Origin of the sequence: Williamsia muralis (genome assembly GCF_002735905.1) — a bacterium.
Classification (GTDB): domain Bacteria; phylum Actinomycetota; class Actinomycetes; order Mycobacteriales; family Mycobacteriaceae; genus Williamsia; species Williamsia muralis_A.
In genome coordinates, this window is record NZ_PEBD01000004.1 from 878,826 (window position 1) to 894,746 (window position 15,921).

Annotated in this window: 14 protein-coding genes; 8 read left to right on the plus strand and 6 right to left on the minus strand. The window is 65.1% G+C overall.

What is annotated here, in order from left to right:
- Positions 1-79: 79 nt before the first annotated feature.
- From CSW57_RS04810 to CSW57_RS04820, 3 genes are read left to right on the plus strand one after another with little or no spacing between them, the layout of a single operon-like run.
- Entirely contained in the window at positions 80-1,099 is a 1,020-nt protein-coding gene (locus CSW57_RS04810; protein ID WP_099381654.1) for a TIGR03842 family LLM class F420-dependent oxidoreductase, read from the plus strand.
- A 25-nt stretch (positions 1,100-1,124) separates the two neighbouring features.
- Positions 1,125-2,438 (plus strand): M20 family metallo-hydrolase, encoded by a 1,314-nt coding sequence (locus CSW57_RS04815; protein WP_099381655.1) that lies wholly within the window; start codon positions 1,125-1,127, stop codon positions 2,436-2,438.
- On the plus strand, positions 2,435-3,820 hold the full coding sequence (locus tag CSW57_RS04820; RefSeq protein ID WP_099381656.1) for an aspartate aminotransferase family protein: 1,386 nt from the start codon (positions 2,435-2,437) through the stop codon (positions 3,818-3,820). Before CSW57_RS04815 ends, CSW57_RS04820 begins: the two co-directional genes overlap by 4 nt.
- Positions 3,821-3,834: 14 nt before the next feature.
- Here CSW57_RS04820 and CSW57_RS04825 read toward each other — a convergent pair whose 3' ends face one another.
- Together CSW57_RS04825 and CSW57_RS04830 are read right to left on the minus strand one after the other, a co-directional pair.
- On the minus strand, positions 3,835-4,800 hold the full coding sequence (locus CSW57_RS04825; RefSeq protein WP_099381657.1) for an aldo/keto reductase: 966 nt from the start codon (positions 4,798-4,800) through the stop codon (positions 3,835-3,837).
- Positions 4,801-4,838: 38 nt separating this feature from the next.
- A complete protein-coding gene (locus tag CSW57_RS04830; protein WP_099381658.1) occupies positions 4,839-5,711 on the minus strand; it encodes an aldo/keto reductase in 873 nt (290 codons plus the stop codon).
- A 156-nt stretch (positions 5,712-5,867) separates the two neighbouring features.
- Between CSW57_RS04830 and CSW57_RS04835 the strand changes: the two genes are divergently transcribed.
- Positions 5,868-6,326 (plus strand): NUDIX domain-containing protein, encoded by a 459-nt coding sequence (locus tag CSW57_RS04835; protein ID WP_099381659.1) that lies wholly within the window; start codon positions 5,868-5,870, stop codon positions 6,324-6,326.
- 20 nt (positions 6,327-6,346) lie between these two features.
- Here the strand turns inward: CSW57_RS04835 and CSW57_RS04840 are convergent, their stop codons facing one another.
- The gene (locus CSW57_RS04840; RefSeq protein ID WP_223249035.1) at positions 6,347-6,847 is read right to left on the minus strand and encodes a MarR family winged helix-turn-helix transcriptional regulator; all 501 of its coding nucleotides are present in this window, start codon (positions 6,845-6,847) and stop codon (positions 6,347-6,349) included.
- Positions 6,848-6,908: 61 nt separating this feature from the next.
- Between CSW57_RS04840 and CSW57_RS04845 the strand changes: the two genes are divergently transcribed.
- Positions 6,909-8,018 carry an FUSC family protein gene (locus CSW57_RS04845; protein WP_223249036.1) on the plus strand — a complete coding sequence of 370 codons (1,110 nt, stop codon included), beginning with the start codon at positions 6,909-6,911 and terminating at the stop codon, positions 8,016-8,018.
- A gap of 6 nt (positions 8,019-8,024) precedes the next feature.
- Here the strand turns inward: CSW57_RS04845 and CSW57_RS04850 are convergent, their stop codons facing one another.
- On the minus strand, positions 8,025-8,618 hold the full coding sequence (locus CSW57_RS04850) for a TetR/AcrR family transcriptional regulator (RefSeq protein WP_099381661.1): 594 nt from the start codon (positions 8,616-8,618) through the stop codon (positions 8,025-8,027).
- 95 nt (positions 8,619-8,713) lie between these two features.
- Here CSW57_RS04850 and CSW57_RS04855 point away from each other — a divergent pair, with 95 nt between their 5' ends.
- On the plus strand, positions 8,714-9,853 hold the full coding sequence (locus CSW57_RS04855; protein WP_099381662.1) for an acyl-CoA dehydrogenase family protein: 1,140 nt from the start codon (positions 8,714-8,716) through the stop codon (positions 9,851-9,853).
- 10 nt (positions 9,854-9,863) lie between these two features.
- Here CSW57_RS04855 and CSW57_RS04860 read toward each other — a convergent pair whose 3' ends face one another.
- A complete protein-coding gene (locus CSW57_RS04860) occupies positions 9,864-10,802 on the minus strand; it encodes an ROK family protein (protein WP_099381663.1) in 939 nt (312 codons plus the stop codon).
- Between the two features lie 103 nt (positions 10,803-10,905).
- The gene (locus CSW57_RS04865; protein ID WP_099381664.1) at positions 10,906-12,084 is read right to left on the minus strand and encodes a thiolase family protein; all 1,179 of its coding nucleotides are present in this window, start codon (positions 12,082-12,084) and stop codon (positions 10,906-10,908) included.
- A 193-nt stretch (positions 12,085-12,277) separates the two neighbouring features.
- Here CSW57_RS04865 and CSW57_RS04870 point away from each other — a divergent pair, with 193 nt between their 5' ends.
- Together CSW57_RS04870 and CSW57_RS04875 are read left to right on the plus strand one after the other, a co-directional pair.
- On the plus strand, positions 12,278-13,408 hold the full coding sequence (locus CSW57_RS04870; RefSeq protein WP_099382056.1) for an MBL fold metallo-hydrolase: 1,131 nt from the start codon (positions 12,278-12,280) through the stop codon (positions 13,406-13,408).
- Positions 13,405-15,894 carry an HAD-IC family P-type ATPase gene (locus CSW57_RS04875; protein ID WP_099381665.1) on the plus strand — a complete coding sequence of 830 codons (2,490 nt, stop codon included), beginning with the start codon at positions 13,405-13,407 and terminating at the stop codon, positions 15,892-15,894. Before CSW57_RS04870 ends, CSW57_RS04875 begins: the two co-directional genes overlap by 4 nt.
- Positions 15,895-15,921 lie beyond the last annotated feature (27 nt).

Sequence of the window (15,921 nt, forward strand, 5' to 3'; positions counted from 1 at the left end):
GAACGCGTCTCGCGGGCAATCTTTCCGACAGCGTTCCAGGCAACGGTCAACCACCGCACTCAACGATTGGAGGCACCGCATGGATTTCGGTGTTGTCATGCAATGTAATCCGCCGGCATCCCGGGTGGTCGAACTGGCCGTCTCGGCGGAGAACCGAGGCTTCAGCCACGTGTGGACCTTCGACTCCCACGTGTTGTGGCAGGAGCCGAACGTGATCTACAGCCAGATCCTCGCGGCCACCCGCACTGTGACCGTCGGTCCGATGGTCACCAATCCGCTCACGCGTGACGCCACGGTGACCGCTTCGACATTCGCAACGCTCAACGCGATGTTCGGAAATCGCACGGTGTGCGGTATCGGCCGGGGCGACTCGGCCGTGCGTGTGCTGTCGGGCAAACCGTCCACGCTGGCCACATTGCGCGAAAGCATCGATGTCATCAAGGAACTCGGCAACGGGCGAAGTGCCACGATCAACGGCACGTCTGTGCGCTTTCCCTGGGCCGGCAAGTCACGTCTCGACGTATACGGCGCCGGGTACGGACCGAAGGCGCTCGAGATGATCGGTCAGGTCGCCGACGGATTCATCTTGCAACTCGCCGATCCCGCCATCGTCCGATGGACGGTGGAACGCGTGAAGCAAGCAGCCGAGGCAGCTGGCCGTGATCCCGCGGCGGTGTCGATCGTGGTCGCGGCCCCGGCCTACGTCGGTGACGATCTGGACCACCAACGCGATCAATGCCGCTGGTTCGGAGGAATGGTGGGCAATCACGTCGCAGACCTCGTCGACAAATACGGCGGAGACGGTGCGCAGGTACCGTCGGCGCTCACCGACTACATCAGTAACCGGCAGGGTTACGACTACAACGAACACGGCCGAGTCGGCAACAGCCACACCGCATTCGTGCCAGACGAGATCATCGATCGGTTCTGCATCCTCGGTCCACCAGAGCGGCACGTCGAGCGGCTCGAGGAACTGCACGCCCTCGGTGTCGACCAGTTCGCCGTCTACCTTCAGCACGACGGCAAGGACTCCACACTCGACGCGTACGGCGAGACGATCATTCCCGCCCTCGCGCCGTCAATCGCTGCGCGGTCATGACCGGCGCGGAACAGAAAGGACCGTCATGACCTCTTCCGAATCGCACGCCTCCGGGTTCGTTCGTGTCGAATCGAAGTCGGCGTCCGACACCGCGTTCCTCGATGACTTCGCCACCATGTCGACCTTCGGTGCCACCACGGCGGGCGGTGTCGAACGGCAGGCTGCGACAGCCGCCGATGCCGACAACCGGCACTGGCTGGCCCGGTGGCTCACCGATCGCGGGTTCACCGTTCTCTACGACCGCGTCGGCAACATGTTCGGCCTCTACGAACTCGTACCGGGAGCGCCCTACGTGCTCGCGGGATCCCATCTGGACAGTCAGCCACGCGGTGGGCGCTTCGACGGTGCGTACGGTGTGCTCGCCGCCGCCCACGCGATGGACAGGCTGCGTCGCCACTACACCGACCATCCGGAGCATGCCCGTCACAACCTGGCGGTGATCAACTGGTTCAACGAGGAGGGCTCCCGTTTCAAGCCGTCGATGCAGGGCAGTGGCGTCTTCACCGGGAAGATCGGCCTGCAGGCTGCCCTCGAGACCACCGACGTCGACGGGGTCACCGTGGCGCAGGCGCTGGGCGCGTGGGACATGCTGGGCGACACCGACGTCTTCACCGTCGGTGACCACCACACCGCCGGCGGCCGCAGCGTGGCGTCGTACGCCGAGATCCACATCGAGCAGGGACGCGAGCTGGACAAGGCCGGAGTGCTGATGGGGGTTGTGCCTTCCACATGGGGAGCCAACAAGTACGAGATCTCGGTGCTGGGCGCTCAATCCCATACCGGGGCCACCGCCATCGCGGACCGGCAGGACGCGTTGTACGGGGCAGCGAAAGTTGTTGTGGCACTGCGTGAACTCGCTGATGAGTACGGTGATGATCTGCACACGTCCTGCGGTCAGCTGACCGTGTACCCCAATTCGCCGGTGGTGGTCGCCCGCGAGGTGGACATGCATCTCGACCTGCGGTCGCCGTCCGACGAGCTGCTCGAGGAGGCGGACGCCAAGCTGGCCCGGGCGTTCGCCGAGATCGAGGTGGCCGCCGACGTGAAGATCGAGCGACGATTTGCGCACACCTGGAAAGGCCATACGTATCAGCCCGAAGGGGTGGCATTGGCCGAAGACGTGATCGACGCTCTGGGTCACAGCCACATGCAGGTGCGCACCCGTGCAGGCCACGACTCGACCAACATGAAGGACGTGGTTCCCAGCGTGATGTTGTTCATCCCGAGCGTCGACGGGGTATCCCACGCCGAGAACGAATACACGCACGACGGCGATCTGACCGCGGGGGTCGACGTGCTGACCGAGACCGTGGCGCGGATGGTGGAAGGCAAACTGTGACCGATACGTTCGACAACACACCGTTCGGGGGCCAGGGCGCCTTCGACGAGGCACGCGAGGCCGGCCGCCGCGCACATGATCTCGACCGCGCCCACGTCTTCCATTCGTGGTCGGCGCAGGCGCAACTCTCACCGATGACGATCCTGGCTGCGTCGGGTTCACACATCTGGGACGGTGACGGCAATCGGCTGTTGGACTTCTCTTCGCAGATGGTGAACACCAATGTGGGACACCAGCATCCGAAAGTGGTCGAGGCCATTGCCGAACAGGCGCGAACGCTCTGCACCATCGCACCTCAGCACGTCAACGTGGCACGGTCCGAAGCTGCGCGCCTGATCGCCGAGCGCACCCCCGGTGACCTCGACCGCATCTTCTTCACCAACGGCGGCGCGGATGCCGTCGAACATGCGGTGCGGATGGCGCGACTGCACACCGGACGGCGCAAGGTGCTGACCCGCTTCCGCTCGTATCACGGTGGCACCGATACAGCGATCAACATGACCGGCGACCCACGACGCTGGCCAAACGATTACGGCGCCGCGGGGGTGGTCCATTTCTTCGGCCCGTTCCTGTACCGCACGCAGTTCCACGCGGTCGACGAGCAGCAGGAGTGCGAGCGCGCACTCGAACACCTCGAGGCCGTCATCTCCATGGAGGGTCCTGCGACCATCGCCGCGATCGTCCTCGAGCCGGTGCCCGGAACCGCGGGGATCATGGTCCCACCGCCCGGGTACCTGGCCGGTGTGCGTGAACTCTGCGACCGGTTCGGCATCGTGATGATCGCCGACGAGGTGATGGCGGGGTTCGGCCGGACGGGGGAGTGGTTCTCCATCAACCACTCCGGAGTGGTGCCCGACCTCATCACGTTCGCCAAAGGGGTGAACTCGGGGTACGTGCCGCTCGGCGGTGTCGCGATCAGTGGTGCGATCGCCGAGACGTTCGCCGACCGTGTCTACCCGGGCGGTTTGACCTATTCCGGACACCCGTTGGCGACAGCGGCAGCGGTCGCGACCATCAATGCGATGACCGAGGAAGGCATCGTCGACAACGCAGCGGCCATCGGACGCGACGTCCTGGGGCCGGGGCTCGCCGAGCTGGCGGCACGACATCGCAGCGTCGGCGAAGTGCGCGGGATCGGTGTGTTCTGGGCGGTGGAGCTGGTCAAAGATCAGGACACCCGGGAACCATTGGCGCCGTACGGTTCCACCAGTGCGGCCATGAACGACGTCATTGCCGCGTGCAAAAAGGGTGGACTGTTGCCGTTTGCCAACTTCAACCGCCTGCACATGGTTCCCCCGTGCACGGTGAGCCCGGCCGAGGTCGCCGAAGGCCTGGAGATCCTCGACGCCGCGCTCACCGTCGCCGACGCCTTGGTCGGCTGACGGCGAGCAGCACCTCAGACGAAGCCGGCCACCTGGTGAGGCTGATAGGGCTCTTGGAGGTAATCCACCTCGGTGTCGTCAAGGGTCAGTTCGATGGCCTTGACCGCGTCGGTGAGATGTGAGGGTTTGGTGACCCCGACGATCGGGGACGCGGTGCGAGCGGCGACCCAGGACAGCGCAACCTCTGCCGGTGCAACGCCTCGCTTCTCGGCGATTTCGAGCACCCGCTCGACGATGACTTGGTCGCCCGCGGAGTAGAGCGTGCGTCCGAACGCGTCGGTGTCGGCCCGGGCGGTCCGCGCATCCCAGGGCCGGGTGAGCCGACCACGAGCCAATGGACTCCACGGGATCACGCCGATACCCTCATCGGCGCAGAGCGGCAACATCTCTCGCTCTTCTTCGCGGTAGATGAGGTTGTAATGGTTCTGCATCGAGATGAACCGCGTCCAGCCACCGAGTTCGGCGGTGTGCAGCGCCTTGGCGAATTGCCAGGCGAACATCGACGAAGCCCCGATGTAGCGGACCTTGCCCGCCTTGACCACGTCGTGCAGGGCTTCCATCGTCTCGTCGATGGGGGTGTCATAGTCCCACCGATGGATCTGCTGCAGGTCGATGTAGTCGGTCCCGAGTCGCCGCAGGCTGTTGTCCGTCTCGGCGAGGATCGCCTTACGTGACAGGCCGCGACCGTAGGGCCCCGGCCGCATGGGGCTGTACAGCTTCGTTGCGATCACCACGTCATCCCGGGAGGTGAAGTCAGCCAATGCGCGTCCGACGATCTCCTCACTACTGCCCGCCGAATACACGTTCGCGGTGTCGAACGTGGTGATGCCGGCGTCGACAGCCTGCTTGATGATGTCGCGGCTCGCGTCCTCGTCGAGTGTCCACTCGTGGGGGCCGCGTCCAGCGACGCCAAAACTCATGCATCCCAGCGTCAGTGACGACACCTTCAGCCCCGTGTTGCCCAGGTTGACGTATTCCATTGCCGGTCCTCGTTTCTGGTGTCGCTGTCAGCGTGTGCTCACTCGCCGACGGCGGCGGTGAGTGCATCGATGTCGTCCTCGGACAACTCGATATCGGCCGCGGCCATGTTGTCTTCCAAATGGTCGACGCTGGACGTCCCCGGAATGGGCAGTATCACAGGCGATTTCGCCAACAACCAGGCGAGCGCGAGCTGCGAGGGGCTGGCTTGCTTCTGTTCGGCAATCGCGGCGAGCTTGCTGCCGGGGCCGGCCAGTTCGCCGGTGGCGAGCGGGAACCAGGGGATGAAGCCGATGTTCTCGGCGGTGCAGTGGTCGAGGAGCGGTTGCGCGCTGCGGTTGGCGAGGTTGTACAGGTTCTGCACGGTGGCGATCTCGACGATCTTCTGCGCCTCGATCAACTGGTCGACGTTGACCTCGGAGAGGCCGATCTGATTGATCTTGCCCTCCTCCTGCAGCAGCTTCAGTTCGCCGATCTGGTCGGCGAGATCGACTTTCGGATCGATGCGGTGCAGCTGGAACAGAGGGATCCGCTCGATGTCGAGGATGCGCAGACTCATCTCGGCCTGCTGGCGTAAGTATTCCGGCCGACCGACCGGCCGCCAGTCACCCGGACCGCTGCGCGTCAGGCCTGCCTTGGTCGCGATGACGAGGTCATCGGCGTAGGGGTGGAGGGCTTGCCTGATCAATGGTTCGGCGATCGCCGGGCCGTAGGAGTCGGCGGTGTCGATGAGGTTCACCCCGAGATCCACGGCTCGACGCAACACCTTCACGGCTTCGTCGGGGTTCGCGGGCGGACCCCACACGCCGGGCCCGGTCAACTGCATCGTTCCGTAGCCGAGTCTGTTGACACTCAAGGATCCGCCGATGGCGAATTGTCCGGATTGCTGTGCGGCTGTGGTGTTGCTGGTCATAAAGGCACTCCTGATCGGAGATGGACGGCTGTATTGGACGGGTCATTTCACGGTAGACCCGATCGGCGCGGGGCGCTTCTGGGGTTCATGGCGTCCGAGGTGTCGCGGGCTAGCCTGGGGCTCTGACGTCCGAACGAACACCGTGAAGGGATCCGAGTGCCGAAACTCAGTGCCGGGATCATGCTGTACCGCAGTCGTGATGGACGCATCGAGGTGCTGATCGCGCACCCTGGTGGTCCGTTCTGGGCCCGCAAAGACGAAGCGGCGTGGTCCATCCCGAAAGGGGAGTACCCCGAGGACGAAGAGCCCCTGGACGCCGCTCGCCGGGAGTTCCGCGAAGAGCTCGGTCTGGATGTGCCCGGCGGTGACGTCGCAGAACTCGGGGTGATCAAACAGTCGGGTGGAAAGATCGTCACCGCGTTCGCGATCGGGGCCGACCTCGACATCACCGGCGCGGTGAGCAATGAGTTCGAGATGGAATGGCCGCCGCGGTCGGGGACGATGAAGTCGTTTCCCGAAGTCGACCGGGTTGCCTGGTTCGACGTGGAGACCGCGCGCGTGAAACTGCTCAAGGGGCAACGCCCGTTCCTCGATCGGCTGCTCGATCTGCTCTGAGAAGGCGAATTGCGGCGGGATCAATCCGGCATGGCGCGCGACACCTTGCGCAGCAGCTGAACAAGAGTGGCGCGCTCTTTCGGGGTGAGTCCGGCGAGCACCGCGGTGTCTCGGGCCAGTCGCCTCGGGAACTGGGCGTGGACCAATCCGCGGCCGGCGTCGGTCAGCTCCAGCAACACCACCCGGCCGTCACGGTCGGACTTCCGGCGCGCCAGCAGGCCGAGTTCGGCGAGGCGCTCGGTGAGTTTGGTGATGGATGCGCCGCTGAGCTTTGTCGTCGACACCACCTCGCTGGCACGCAGCGGGCGGTCGGCGCGGGCCAGTGCGCCCAGGATGTCGAACTCCGACCGGGTGATGGCATGGGCATCCAGATCGCGGTCGAGTTGGTGGGCGAGGACCGACGAGATCCGGTTGATCCGTCCGATCACCTCCACGGGTTCGGTGTCGAGATCGGGATATGTCCTGGCCCATTCCTGTCGAACCCGCTCGACGACGTCCGACGGCTCATTCTCTTCGACCACCGGCACAGCTTATCGACCGAGGGTATTTAGTTCACTAGTAAAATAGTGATAAATTACTTTTGTGCGCCTTCCCGTCCCCGTCATCGACCGTGCCCATCGGAGCAGGTCGGCGCTGCTGCACTCGCTCGATCCGCAGACCTGGCGGTCCGCCGTGGTCACCGTCGAGACCGGCAACACTGCGGTCGCTTCGGCAGTCCGGGTGGGACTGGCGGTGACCTTGGTGCTGGTTGTCGGTGGGCTCACAGGCCACCGAGACGTCGCGGGATTCGCCGCGCTGGGTGCGCTCACCTCGGCCTTCTGTCGCCCCGACCCTTTTCGGGTTCGTTTGCCCCGACTGGTTGTGACGGGGGTGATGGTCACCGGGTACGTCGCATTCGGTGCAGTGCTGGGGGCAGCGGGGGTATCACTCGCCGGAGAGGTGGTGGCCATCGCACTCGCCGCAGGTTTCGCCGCGCTGATACTGGGAGCGTTACGGGTGGTCGGCCCCGGCCCGGTCGTGATGGTCTTCGCTGCGGCAGGCGCGGCAGGTTTTGCCGACAGCGCCGACGACGTCCGGAAGGCGTCGACCGCCGCGGTGATCGGCGCGGTGGTGGGCGTGGTCGCCTCGCTCGCGCCGTGGTTTGTGATGTGGGTTCGTCGTGAACGTTCCCAGCCCCGCCAGTCACCCGCCCGCGCATCTCTGGTCGAGGAGTTGAAACGGATCGGTGACGCGGAGCTTCTGTCGCGGTCGATCCGGATCGTCGTGGCCGGTGGTGTCGCGGCCGGCGTCGTCGCGGCGGCCGGTCTGCAGCATCCGATGTGGGCGGCCATGGGTGCCGTTGCCACGCTGCAGGGCGTCAACTACCACCTGACCGTCACCAGGGGAGTCCAGCGACTGCTCGGGAACGTCGGGGGCGCTGTGATCGCCGCCGGATTGCTGGCACTGCCGATCGGCTATTGGGGGGCAGTTGTCCTCATCGCCGTTCTGCAAGTGCTCGCCGAGACACTGGTCACCGTCAATTACGCACTGTGTTCGCTACTGGTCACGCCGATGGCGCTGATGCTGACCGCTCTCGGCGCCGGACTTGCGCCCGAGGTCGCCGTCGACCGGGTGCTGGACACTGCGGTCGGAGTGGTGATCGCGGTTGTGCTGGCCGCGTTCACCATCGCCCACCACGACGCCACCGTCTGATCAGCGTCAGCTCGATAAACGCCCGATTCCTTCGGTCAGGAGATGTGCGAGTTCGAGGTACGCCCGAGAATCGTCAAGCCCGACAGCAGCTTTCACGCCCCGCTGTTGGATTCGAACCATCGCGGAGGTCGCGACGTCGGCGACGAAGCCGGCGTGCACATCACGTACGTCCCCGGTGGCAACCCCTTCGTTGATGAGTTCGCGGACTCTGCCCGCGGCGGCACGCGTGTTCTGCTCGTACAGTTCTCGAGCCGGCGCGAAGGCGGCGAGATCCTCCATGAAAGTCTCGCTCGCGCGGCGAAGCGCCGCTCCCACGGCGGTGAGGTACGCGGTCAGCCTCGCCGTGGTTCCGGTGATGCCGACCAGCGCCTGTTCCACCTCGGCCGTGGCCGACCGGAAGAAGTCCACGGTGACCGCTCGCACCAGATCGTCCTTGCTGCCCGCGAGTGTGTAGAGGGTGGATTTGGAGCAGCGCAGTTGCGCGGCGATCTGGTCCAGCGTGAGATGCGCGAAACCGTCGGCGAGGAAGAGTGCCGCCAGTTCGTCGAACAACTCGGCGCGACGGGCGGTGGCGTGGGTCGGCACAGCTGGGGTGGCCATGCGTCGATAGTACTGGCGAAGCGAATCTAGTACTGTCGACAGTACTCAAGCGCGGCCTCCAGTACTGTCGCGTCCGTCCGACCGAGGAGACACCCATGCCTGTGGACCGGCTGCTGCCCACCGACGACGCGCGCGACCTGGTGCAATTGGCAGGCGAGGTCGCCGACAAGACGCTCAAGCCGATCGCCGATGAGTACGAGAAGGCCGAGAAGTACCCGGCTGAGGCATTCACGGTGCTGGGGCAGACCGGGCTGCTGAGCCTTCCGTACCCCGAGGAGTGGGGTGGTGGTGGCCAGCCGTACGAGGTCTACCTGCAGGTGCTCGAAGAGATCGCCGCCAGATGGGCGGCAGTTGCCGTTGCGGTGAGCGTGCACTCGCTGGCCTGTCATCCTCTGATGGCATTCGGAACCGACGAGCAGAAGAAGCGATGGCTGCCAGGAATGCTCAGCGGCGATCAGATCGGGGCGTACAGCCTCTCGGAGCCGCAGGCAGGATCGGATGCGGCAGCGCTCAACTGCAAGGCGGTGGTCGCTGACGGGGGCTACCGGATCACCGGCGCGAAGGCATGGATCACACACGGTGGGATTGCTGACTTCTACAACCTTTTCGCGCGTACCGGCGAGGGTTCCAAGGGTATTTCCTGCTTCCTCGTCCCGGACGGCACCGACGGATTGAGCTTCGGCAAACCCGAGGAGAAGATGGGCCTGGCGGCTGTTCCGACCACCTCGGCGCACTACGATTCCGCCTTCATCCCGGAGGAGCGGCGCGTCGGTGCGGAGGGCCAGGGGCTGCAGATCGCCTTCAGTGCACTCGATTCCGGGCGGTTGGGTATCGCTGCGGTGGCAGTCGGAATCGCCCAGGCGGCGCTTGATGAGGCGGTGGCGTACGCGAAGGAACGAAAGACGTTCGGCAAGAAAATCATCGACCACCAAGGGCTCGGGTTCCTCCTGGCAGACATGGCTGCAGCGGTCGACTCGGCCCGGGCGACGTACCTTGATGCAGCGCGGCGCCGCGACGCCGGGTTGCCGTATTCGCGCAACGCGTCGGTGGCCAAGCTGGTCGCCACCGATGCGGCGATGAAGGTGACCACCGATGCCGTTCAGGTGTTCGGCGGCTACGGCTATACCAAGGACTTCCGGGTCGAACGGTTGATGCGCGAGGCCAAGATCACGCAGATCTTCGAGGGCACCAACCAGATTCAGCGGCTGGTGATCAGTCGGTCCCTGGCAAGTTGATCCGCCGGCTTCAGGGAAGTCCGACGATGTCGCGCCGGTAGATCAGCGCGGCTGCCCCGGCGAGCGGCGCGTCTTCCGGCAGTCCGGCGTCCAGGATCTTGACCCGCGAGACGTACTGCAGCGGATGGCGACTGACCACAGATTGGATCAGCGGCAGCAGATCGGGAGTCACTCGCGAGAATCCACCGCCGATGGCCACGGTATCGAGCTCAATCAGCGCCGCTGCGCTGCAGATCGCCTGGCCCACAGCCTCTGATACCCGGAGCACCGCGCTGTAGGCGATGTCGTCGCCGTCGCGGTATGACGCGGCAAGGTCTTCTCCCGACTCGCCGGTCCAGCCCTGAGCACGGGCCCACGCCACCGCATGAGGTCCGGATGCCACCGACTCGAGGGTTGTCCGGCTGCCGATGCTGACCTCGCCCGTGAACCCTGACACCTGAATCTGTCCGATGTGGCCGCTGTTGCCGGCGAGTACACGACCGTCGACGATGAAACCCCCACCGATACCGGTGGAGAGCACCATGCCCATGAGATTGCGGGCACCGATCGCGTTGCCGAGCCACTGCGCAGCCAACACGATTGCCACGCCGTCGCGATGCAGGTGGACGGGGATGTCGCGCAGCGCTTCCGGGAGACGATCGTGGATCAGTTGTCGAAGTGGGTGACGACGCCATCGGGGCAGGTTGATGGGGGAGACGGTTCCATTGTCCTCGTCGACGGGCCCTGCGGCGGCAATGCCCACGCCGACCACCCGTGTACCGGCCGGAATCTGTGCGAGTGCGGTGTCGACGACGCACACAACGCTGTGTTCGAGTTCGGAGCTGGCGGCATCGGGCCCGGTGGGTGCGCGATTGCGTCCCGCCTCGAACACCTGCCCGGAGGAATCGACCCACGCGGCTTCGACCTTGGTTCCACCGAAGTCGACGGCCAGGACAACATCATCGGACACCCGTCCCAGCCTAGTGCGCAGGTCACCCGTACGGTCCAGTTGCGCAAAGACGCGCCATCCAGGTGGGGGTGGCGCGTCATGCGTTGATGGTCGACAACCGAGTTCAGAGCCGTTCGATGATCGTTGCGTTGGCGAGCCCACCGGCCTCGCACATCGTCTGCAGTCCGTAGCGGCCGCCGGTTTGCTCGAGGGCGTTGACCAGGGTGGTCATGATGCGTGCTCCGCTGGCGCCAAGGGGATGGCCGAGTGCGATCGCGCCACCGTTGACGTTGGTCTTGCCGAGATCGGCCCCCGTGTCCTTGGCCCAGGCCAGCACCACAGGTGCGAAGGCTTCGTTGACCTCGAACAGATCGATGTCCGAGATCTGCAGGCCCGCTCTCTCGAGGACCTTCTGCGTCGCTGGGATGACACCCGTGAGCATGTAGATCGGGTCGGAGCCGACCACGGAGAAGCTGTGCAATCGGGCCAGAGGTGTCAGGCCCAGTTCCTTGGCCTTGGCGCTGCTCATGATCAGTACCGCGGCGCTGCCATCGGACAGTGGGCTCGAGTTGGCCGCGGTGATCCGCCAGTCGATCTGCGGGAACCGCTGTTCCATGGCCGGGTTGTAGAACGCGGCCTTGAGTCCGGCCAATTGCTCGACTGTGCCGCCTGGGCGGATCATCTCGTCGGTCGACACGCCCGCGAGGGGAGCGATCTCTCTCTCGAATCGGCCGGCCTTGGTGGCCTCGGCGGCCTTCTCGTGGCTGGCGATCGAGAACTCGTCGAGTTCGGTGCGCGAGAAACCCCAGTCCGCGGCGATCAGTTCTGCGCTGTACCCCTGGGGGATGAACCCTTCTGGGTAGCGGCGCAAGAGCGCTTCGCCGAATGGGTTTGCGCCGTCTCGGACATCGGACATCATCGGTACGCGGCTCATCGACTCCACGCCCGCCGCGACCACGATGTCTTGCACACCCGACATCACGGCCTGTGCGGCGAATGAGATGGCCTGCTGGCTCGACCCGCATTGCCGGTTCACGGTGGTGGCCGGAACGGTCTCCGGGAATCCCGCGGCGAGCACCGCATTGCGGCTGATGTTCTGGCCCTGCTCGTCGGCCTGTGTGACGTTTCCGGTGATCACGTCGTCGATCAGTGCCGGATCGATACCGGTCTGTTCCACCAGAGACGTGAGGCTGTGGGCCAACATGTCCACCGGGTGCACGTCGTGCAGCGCACCGTTTGATTTGCCCTTACCGATCGGGGTCCTGACTGCTCCGACGATGACAGCGTCGACGATCGAACTCATTGCGGCCTCCTCATATCTGACTATGGTCTATATAAGTCAGGTATACCCCTGGATATTCCGACGTGTAAACCCCCGACGGTGCCTTTGTTTCAGCCGTTCGGGGGGAGTGGGGCGGGGCGAGGCAAGGTCGGTCCCGGTCGCCCACCCCACCTGGCCGGTAGTGTGTGCTTCCGTGGTGCGTCTTCCCAATCTCATGACCGGTCCAAGGCTTCTGACCAGTGCGGCAACAGCTGGCGTAGCGCTCACCGCGGCCGGCGTGGGCGCCGGGTCCGAGGTGTTCCGAGCGATGGGTGCACCCAAAGACCTTGTGCTATCGCACATCAACCATTCGCCGCATCAAACCGGCGGCAACTTCGGCAACGTCGAGCCGCCGACACCGGTGGAAGGGGATCGGGCGGCCGCACTGGCGATGCTCCGTCGCGGCGACATCGGCAAGCCGCGACGACCGCTGGAGTTCGATGTGACGCCCTTGCCCGATGTCGCAGCCGAGCTGGCCGCGACCTGGATGGGACACGCGTCCGTTCTCGTCGAACTGGACGGATACCGCATCCTCACCGACCCCGTCTGGAGCAAACGGTGCTCACCGTCGAGCCTCGTGGGACCGGCGCGAATGCACCCGGTACCCCATGCGCTGGCGGATCTGCCCGCGCTGGATGTGGTGCTCATCAGTCACGACCACTACGACCATCTCGACACGGCGACTGTTCGCAAACTCGCTGCCACCCATCCCGAGGCGGCGTTCGTCGCCCCGATCGGCGTCGGCGCGCACCTCGAGTACTGGGGCATCAGCCCCGAACGTATTCACGAGGCTGACTGGGGTGACTCGATCACGATCGGCGAGCTGACCTTCAATTGCACTCCCGCACGCCACTTCTCGGGACGCGGGCTGCAGCGCAACACCACCCAGTGGGCCAGTTGGGCGGTTGCCGGACCTCGACACAACTTCTTCTTCTCCGGCGACACCGGAATCACCGATGCGTTCGAGCAGGTCGGCACCGACCACGGTCCGTTCGGGCTGTCCCTGATCGCGATCGGCGCCTACGACCGGCTGTGGCCCGACATCCACCTCAATCCGGAAGAGGCGGTGAGAGTGCACCGAATGCTCAATAGCGCCAATCTGTCCGAGTCGTTGCTGCTGCCGATTCATTGGGGCACCTTCAATTTGGCCCTGCATGAATGGGCAGATCCGGTCCAACGTCTATTGCCTGCAGCCCAGGCCGAACAGATTCCCGTGATCACCCCGATGCCCGGTGCGCGTTTCGACGTACCGTCGCGATCCGGCCACGGATTCGACACCCAGTCCTGGTGGGAGGGCGCAGCATGACCACGCTCGGCGAAACACACGCCACCACAGGCCTGACCGCCGCGCAGGTGGCCGAACGCGTGGCCGCCGGCCAGGTCAACGTCCTACCGGATCGATCGGGTCGCAGCGTCCTCGACATCGTCCGCGCCAATGTCCTCACCCGCATCAACGCCATCTTGGGTGTGCTGTTCATCATCGTGATGACCACCGGCTCGATCATCAACGGCGCCTTCGGGTTACTGATCATCGCCAACAGCGGCATCGGAATCATCCAGGAGATCCGGGCCAAGCGAACACTCGACGCGCTTGCGATCGTCGGGCAGACCCGGCCCATGGTGCGCCGAGACGGGGTGGCCGCCGAGATCGCGCCGAGCGAGGTGGTGCTCGGCGACATCATCGAGTTGGGGCCCGGAGACCAGATCGTTGTCGACGGAGAGACCGTCGAAGCGGGAGCGCTCGACGTCGACGAATCGCTGCTGACCGGTGAGGCCGACGCCGTCTTCAAGTCGGTGGGTGATTCGATCCTGTCCGGCAGCTTCGTGGTGTCGGGTTCGGGTGCCTACCGGGCGACCAAGGTCGGCCGCGACGCGTACGCGGCGCAGCTCGCCGAGGAAGCCAGCAAGTTCACCCTCGTCAACTCAGAACTCCGCAACGGGATCGACAAGATCCTCCGGATCATCACCTGGCTTCTGATCCCCGCTGGGCTGCTGACAATCGTCAACCAGCTGTTCATCAGTGAAAACGGCATCAAGGCAGCCCTTTTGGGAATGGTCGCCGCGCTGGTGCCGATGGTTCCCGAGGGCCTTGTGCTGATGACGTCGATCGCCTTCGCCGTCGGGGTCGTGCGGCTGGGTCGTCGACAATGTCTGGTGAACGAGTTGCCGGCCATCGAGGGCCTCGCCCGGGTCAACGTGGTGTGTGCGGACAAGACCGGCACGCTCACCGAGAACGGCATGCGGCTGGCGCAACTGGTTCCGCTCGGCGACGATCGCGCCCAGCTCGAAGAGGCACTGGCCGCCCTCGCGGCGCACGACCCACGCCCCAACGCCAGTGTGCAGGCGATGGCCGAGGCCTACCCCGTCGCGCCGGAGTGGTCGGTGACCCACGTCGCGCCGTTCACCTCGGCAAAGAAGTGGAGCGGGATCTCGTTCCAGGACACCACCACCGCCCAGGACCAGGGCAACTGGCTGCTCGGCGCCCCTGACATGTTGCTCGATCCGGCGAGCGAGACCGCGGCGCGCGCAACGGAACTGGGCTCGGAAGGACTGCGGGTTCTGCTACTCGCCTCCACCGATCAGCCGGTCGACACTCCCAGCGACGACGGCCTGTCGGCTCCGGGAAACGTTGTGCCGCGGGCACTCATCGCACTCGAGCAACGCGTTCGTCCCGACGCCCGCGAGACATTGGACTACTTCGCATCCCAGCACGTCTCGGTGAAGGTGATCTCTGGCGACAACGCCGTTTCGGTGGGCGCGGTGGCGGGCTCGCTGGGCCTGGGAACCGTTGACGACGCCGTCGATGCGCGGAGTCTGCCGACCGACCAAGACGAGCTCGCCGACGTCCTCGACGGCCACACCACCTTCGGTCGCGTACGGCCCGACCAAAAACGCGCGATGGTGGGGGCGTTGCAGGGCCGTGGCAACACCGTCGCGATGACCGGCGACGGTGTCAACGATGTCCTGGCCCTCAAAGACGCCGACATCGGCGTGGCGATGGGGTCGGGTAGTTCGGCCAGCCGCTCGGTGGCCCAGATCGTCTTGCTCGACAACAAGTTCGCCACGCTGCCCTACGTGGTCGGCGAGGGCAGGCGGGTCATCGGCAACATCGAACGTGTCTCCAACCTGTTCCTGACCAAGACCGTGTACGCGGTGCTCCTGGCGTTGATGATCGGCATCGCAGGGGTGGCCGGGAAACTGTTCGGCTTCACGCCCATCTCCTACCCGTTCCAGCCCATCCACGTCACGATCTCCGCGTGGTTCACCATCGGTGTGCCGGCGTTTGTCCTCTCGCTGGCACCCAACAACGAACGCGCGCGCGGCGGGTTCGTCGGCAGGGTGCTGCGATTGGCCATTCCGTCCGGCATCGTGATCGCCGTGTGCACGTTCGTGGCGTACGCACTGGTCTATCCCGGCGGGAAGGGTGTTGCGCTCGGTAGCAAGGACTCGATCGAGATGACCCCGGAGCAGACGCAGGCGGCCACGACGGCCCTGATCACCCTGATCGCGATCGCGTTGTGGGTGCTCGCGGTGGTCGCGCGACCGTACAACTGGTGGAAGGTCGTGCTGCTGGTCGGCTCGGCACTGGCCTACGTGCTGATCTTCTCGTTGCCGTTCACGCAGGAACTGTTCAAACTCGACCCGACTGACTGGAGCAAAACCGGAATTGCAGTCATTGCATCGGCGATCGGTATCGTTGCCGTGGAAGTGCTGTGGCGACTGAACCCGACAATTGCGGCGTGGTTTAGTAAAGTTAAATCGAATCCGCAAGAGCAAAGATCGCCGGCGTGAGAGCATCGGCGATCCGGAGATAGGAGT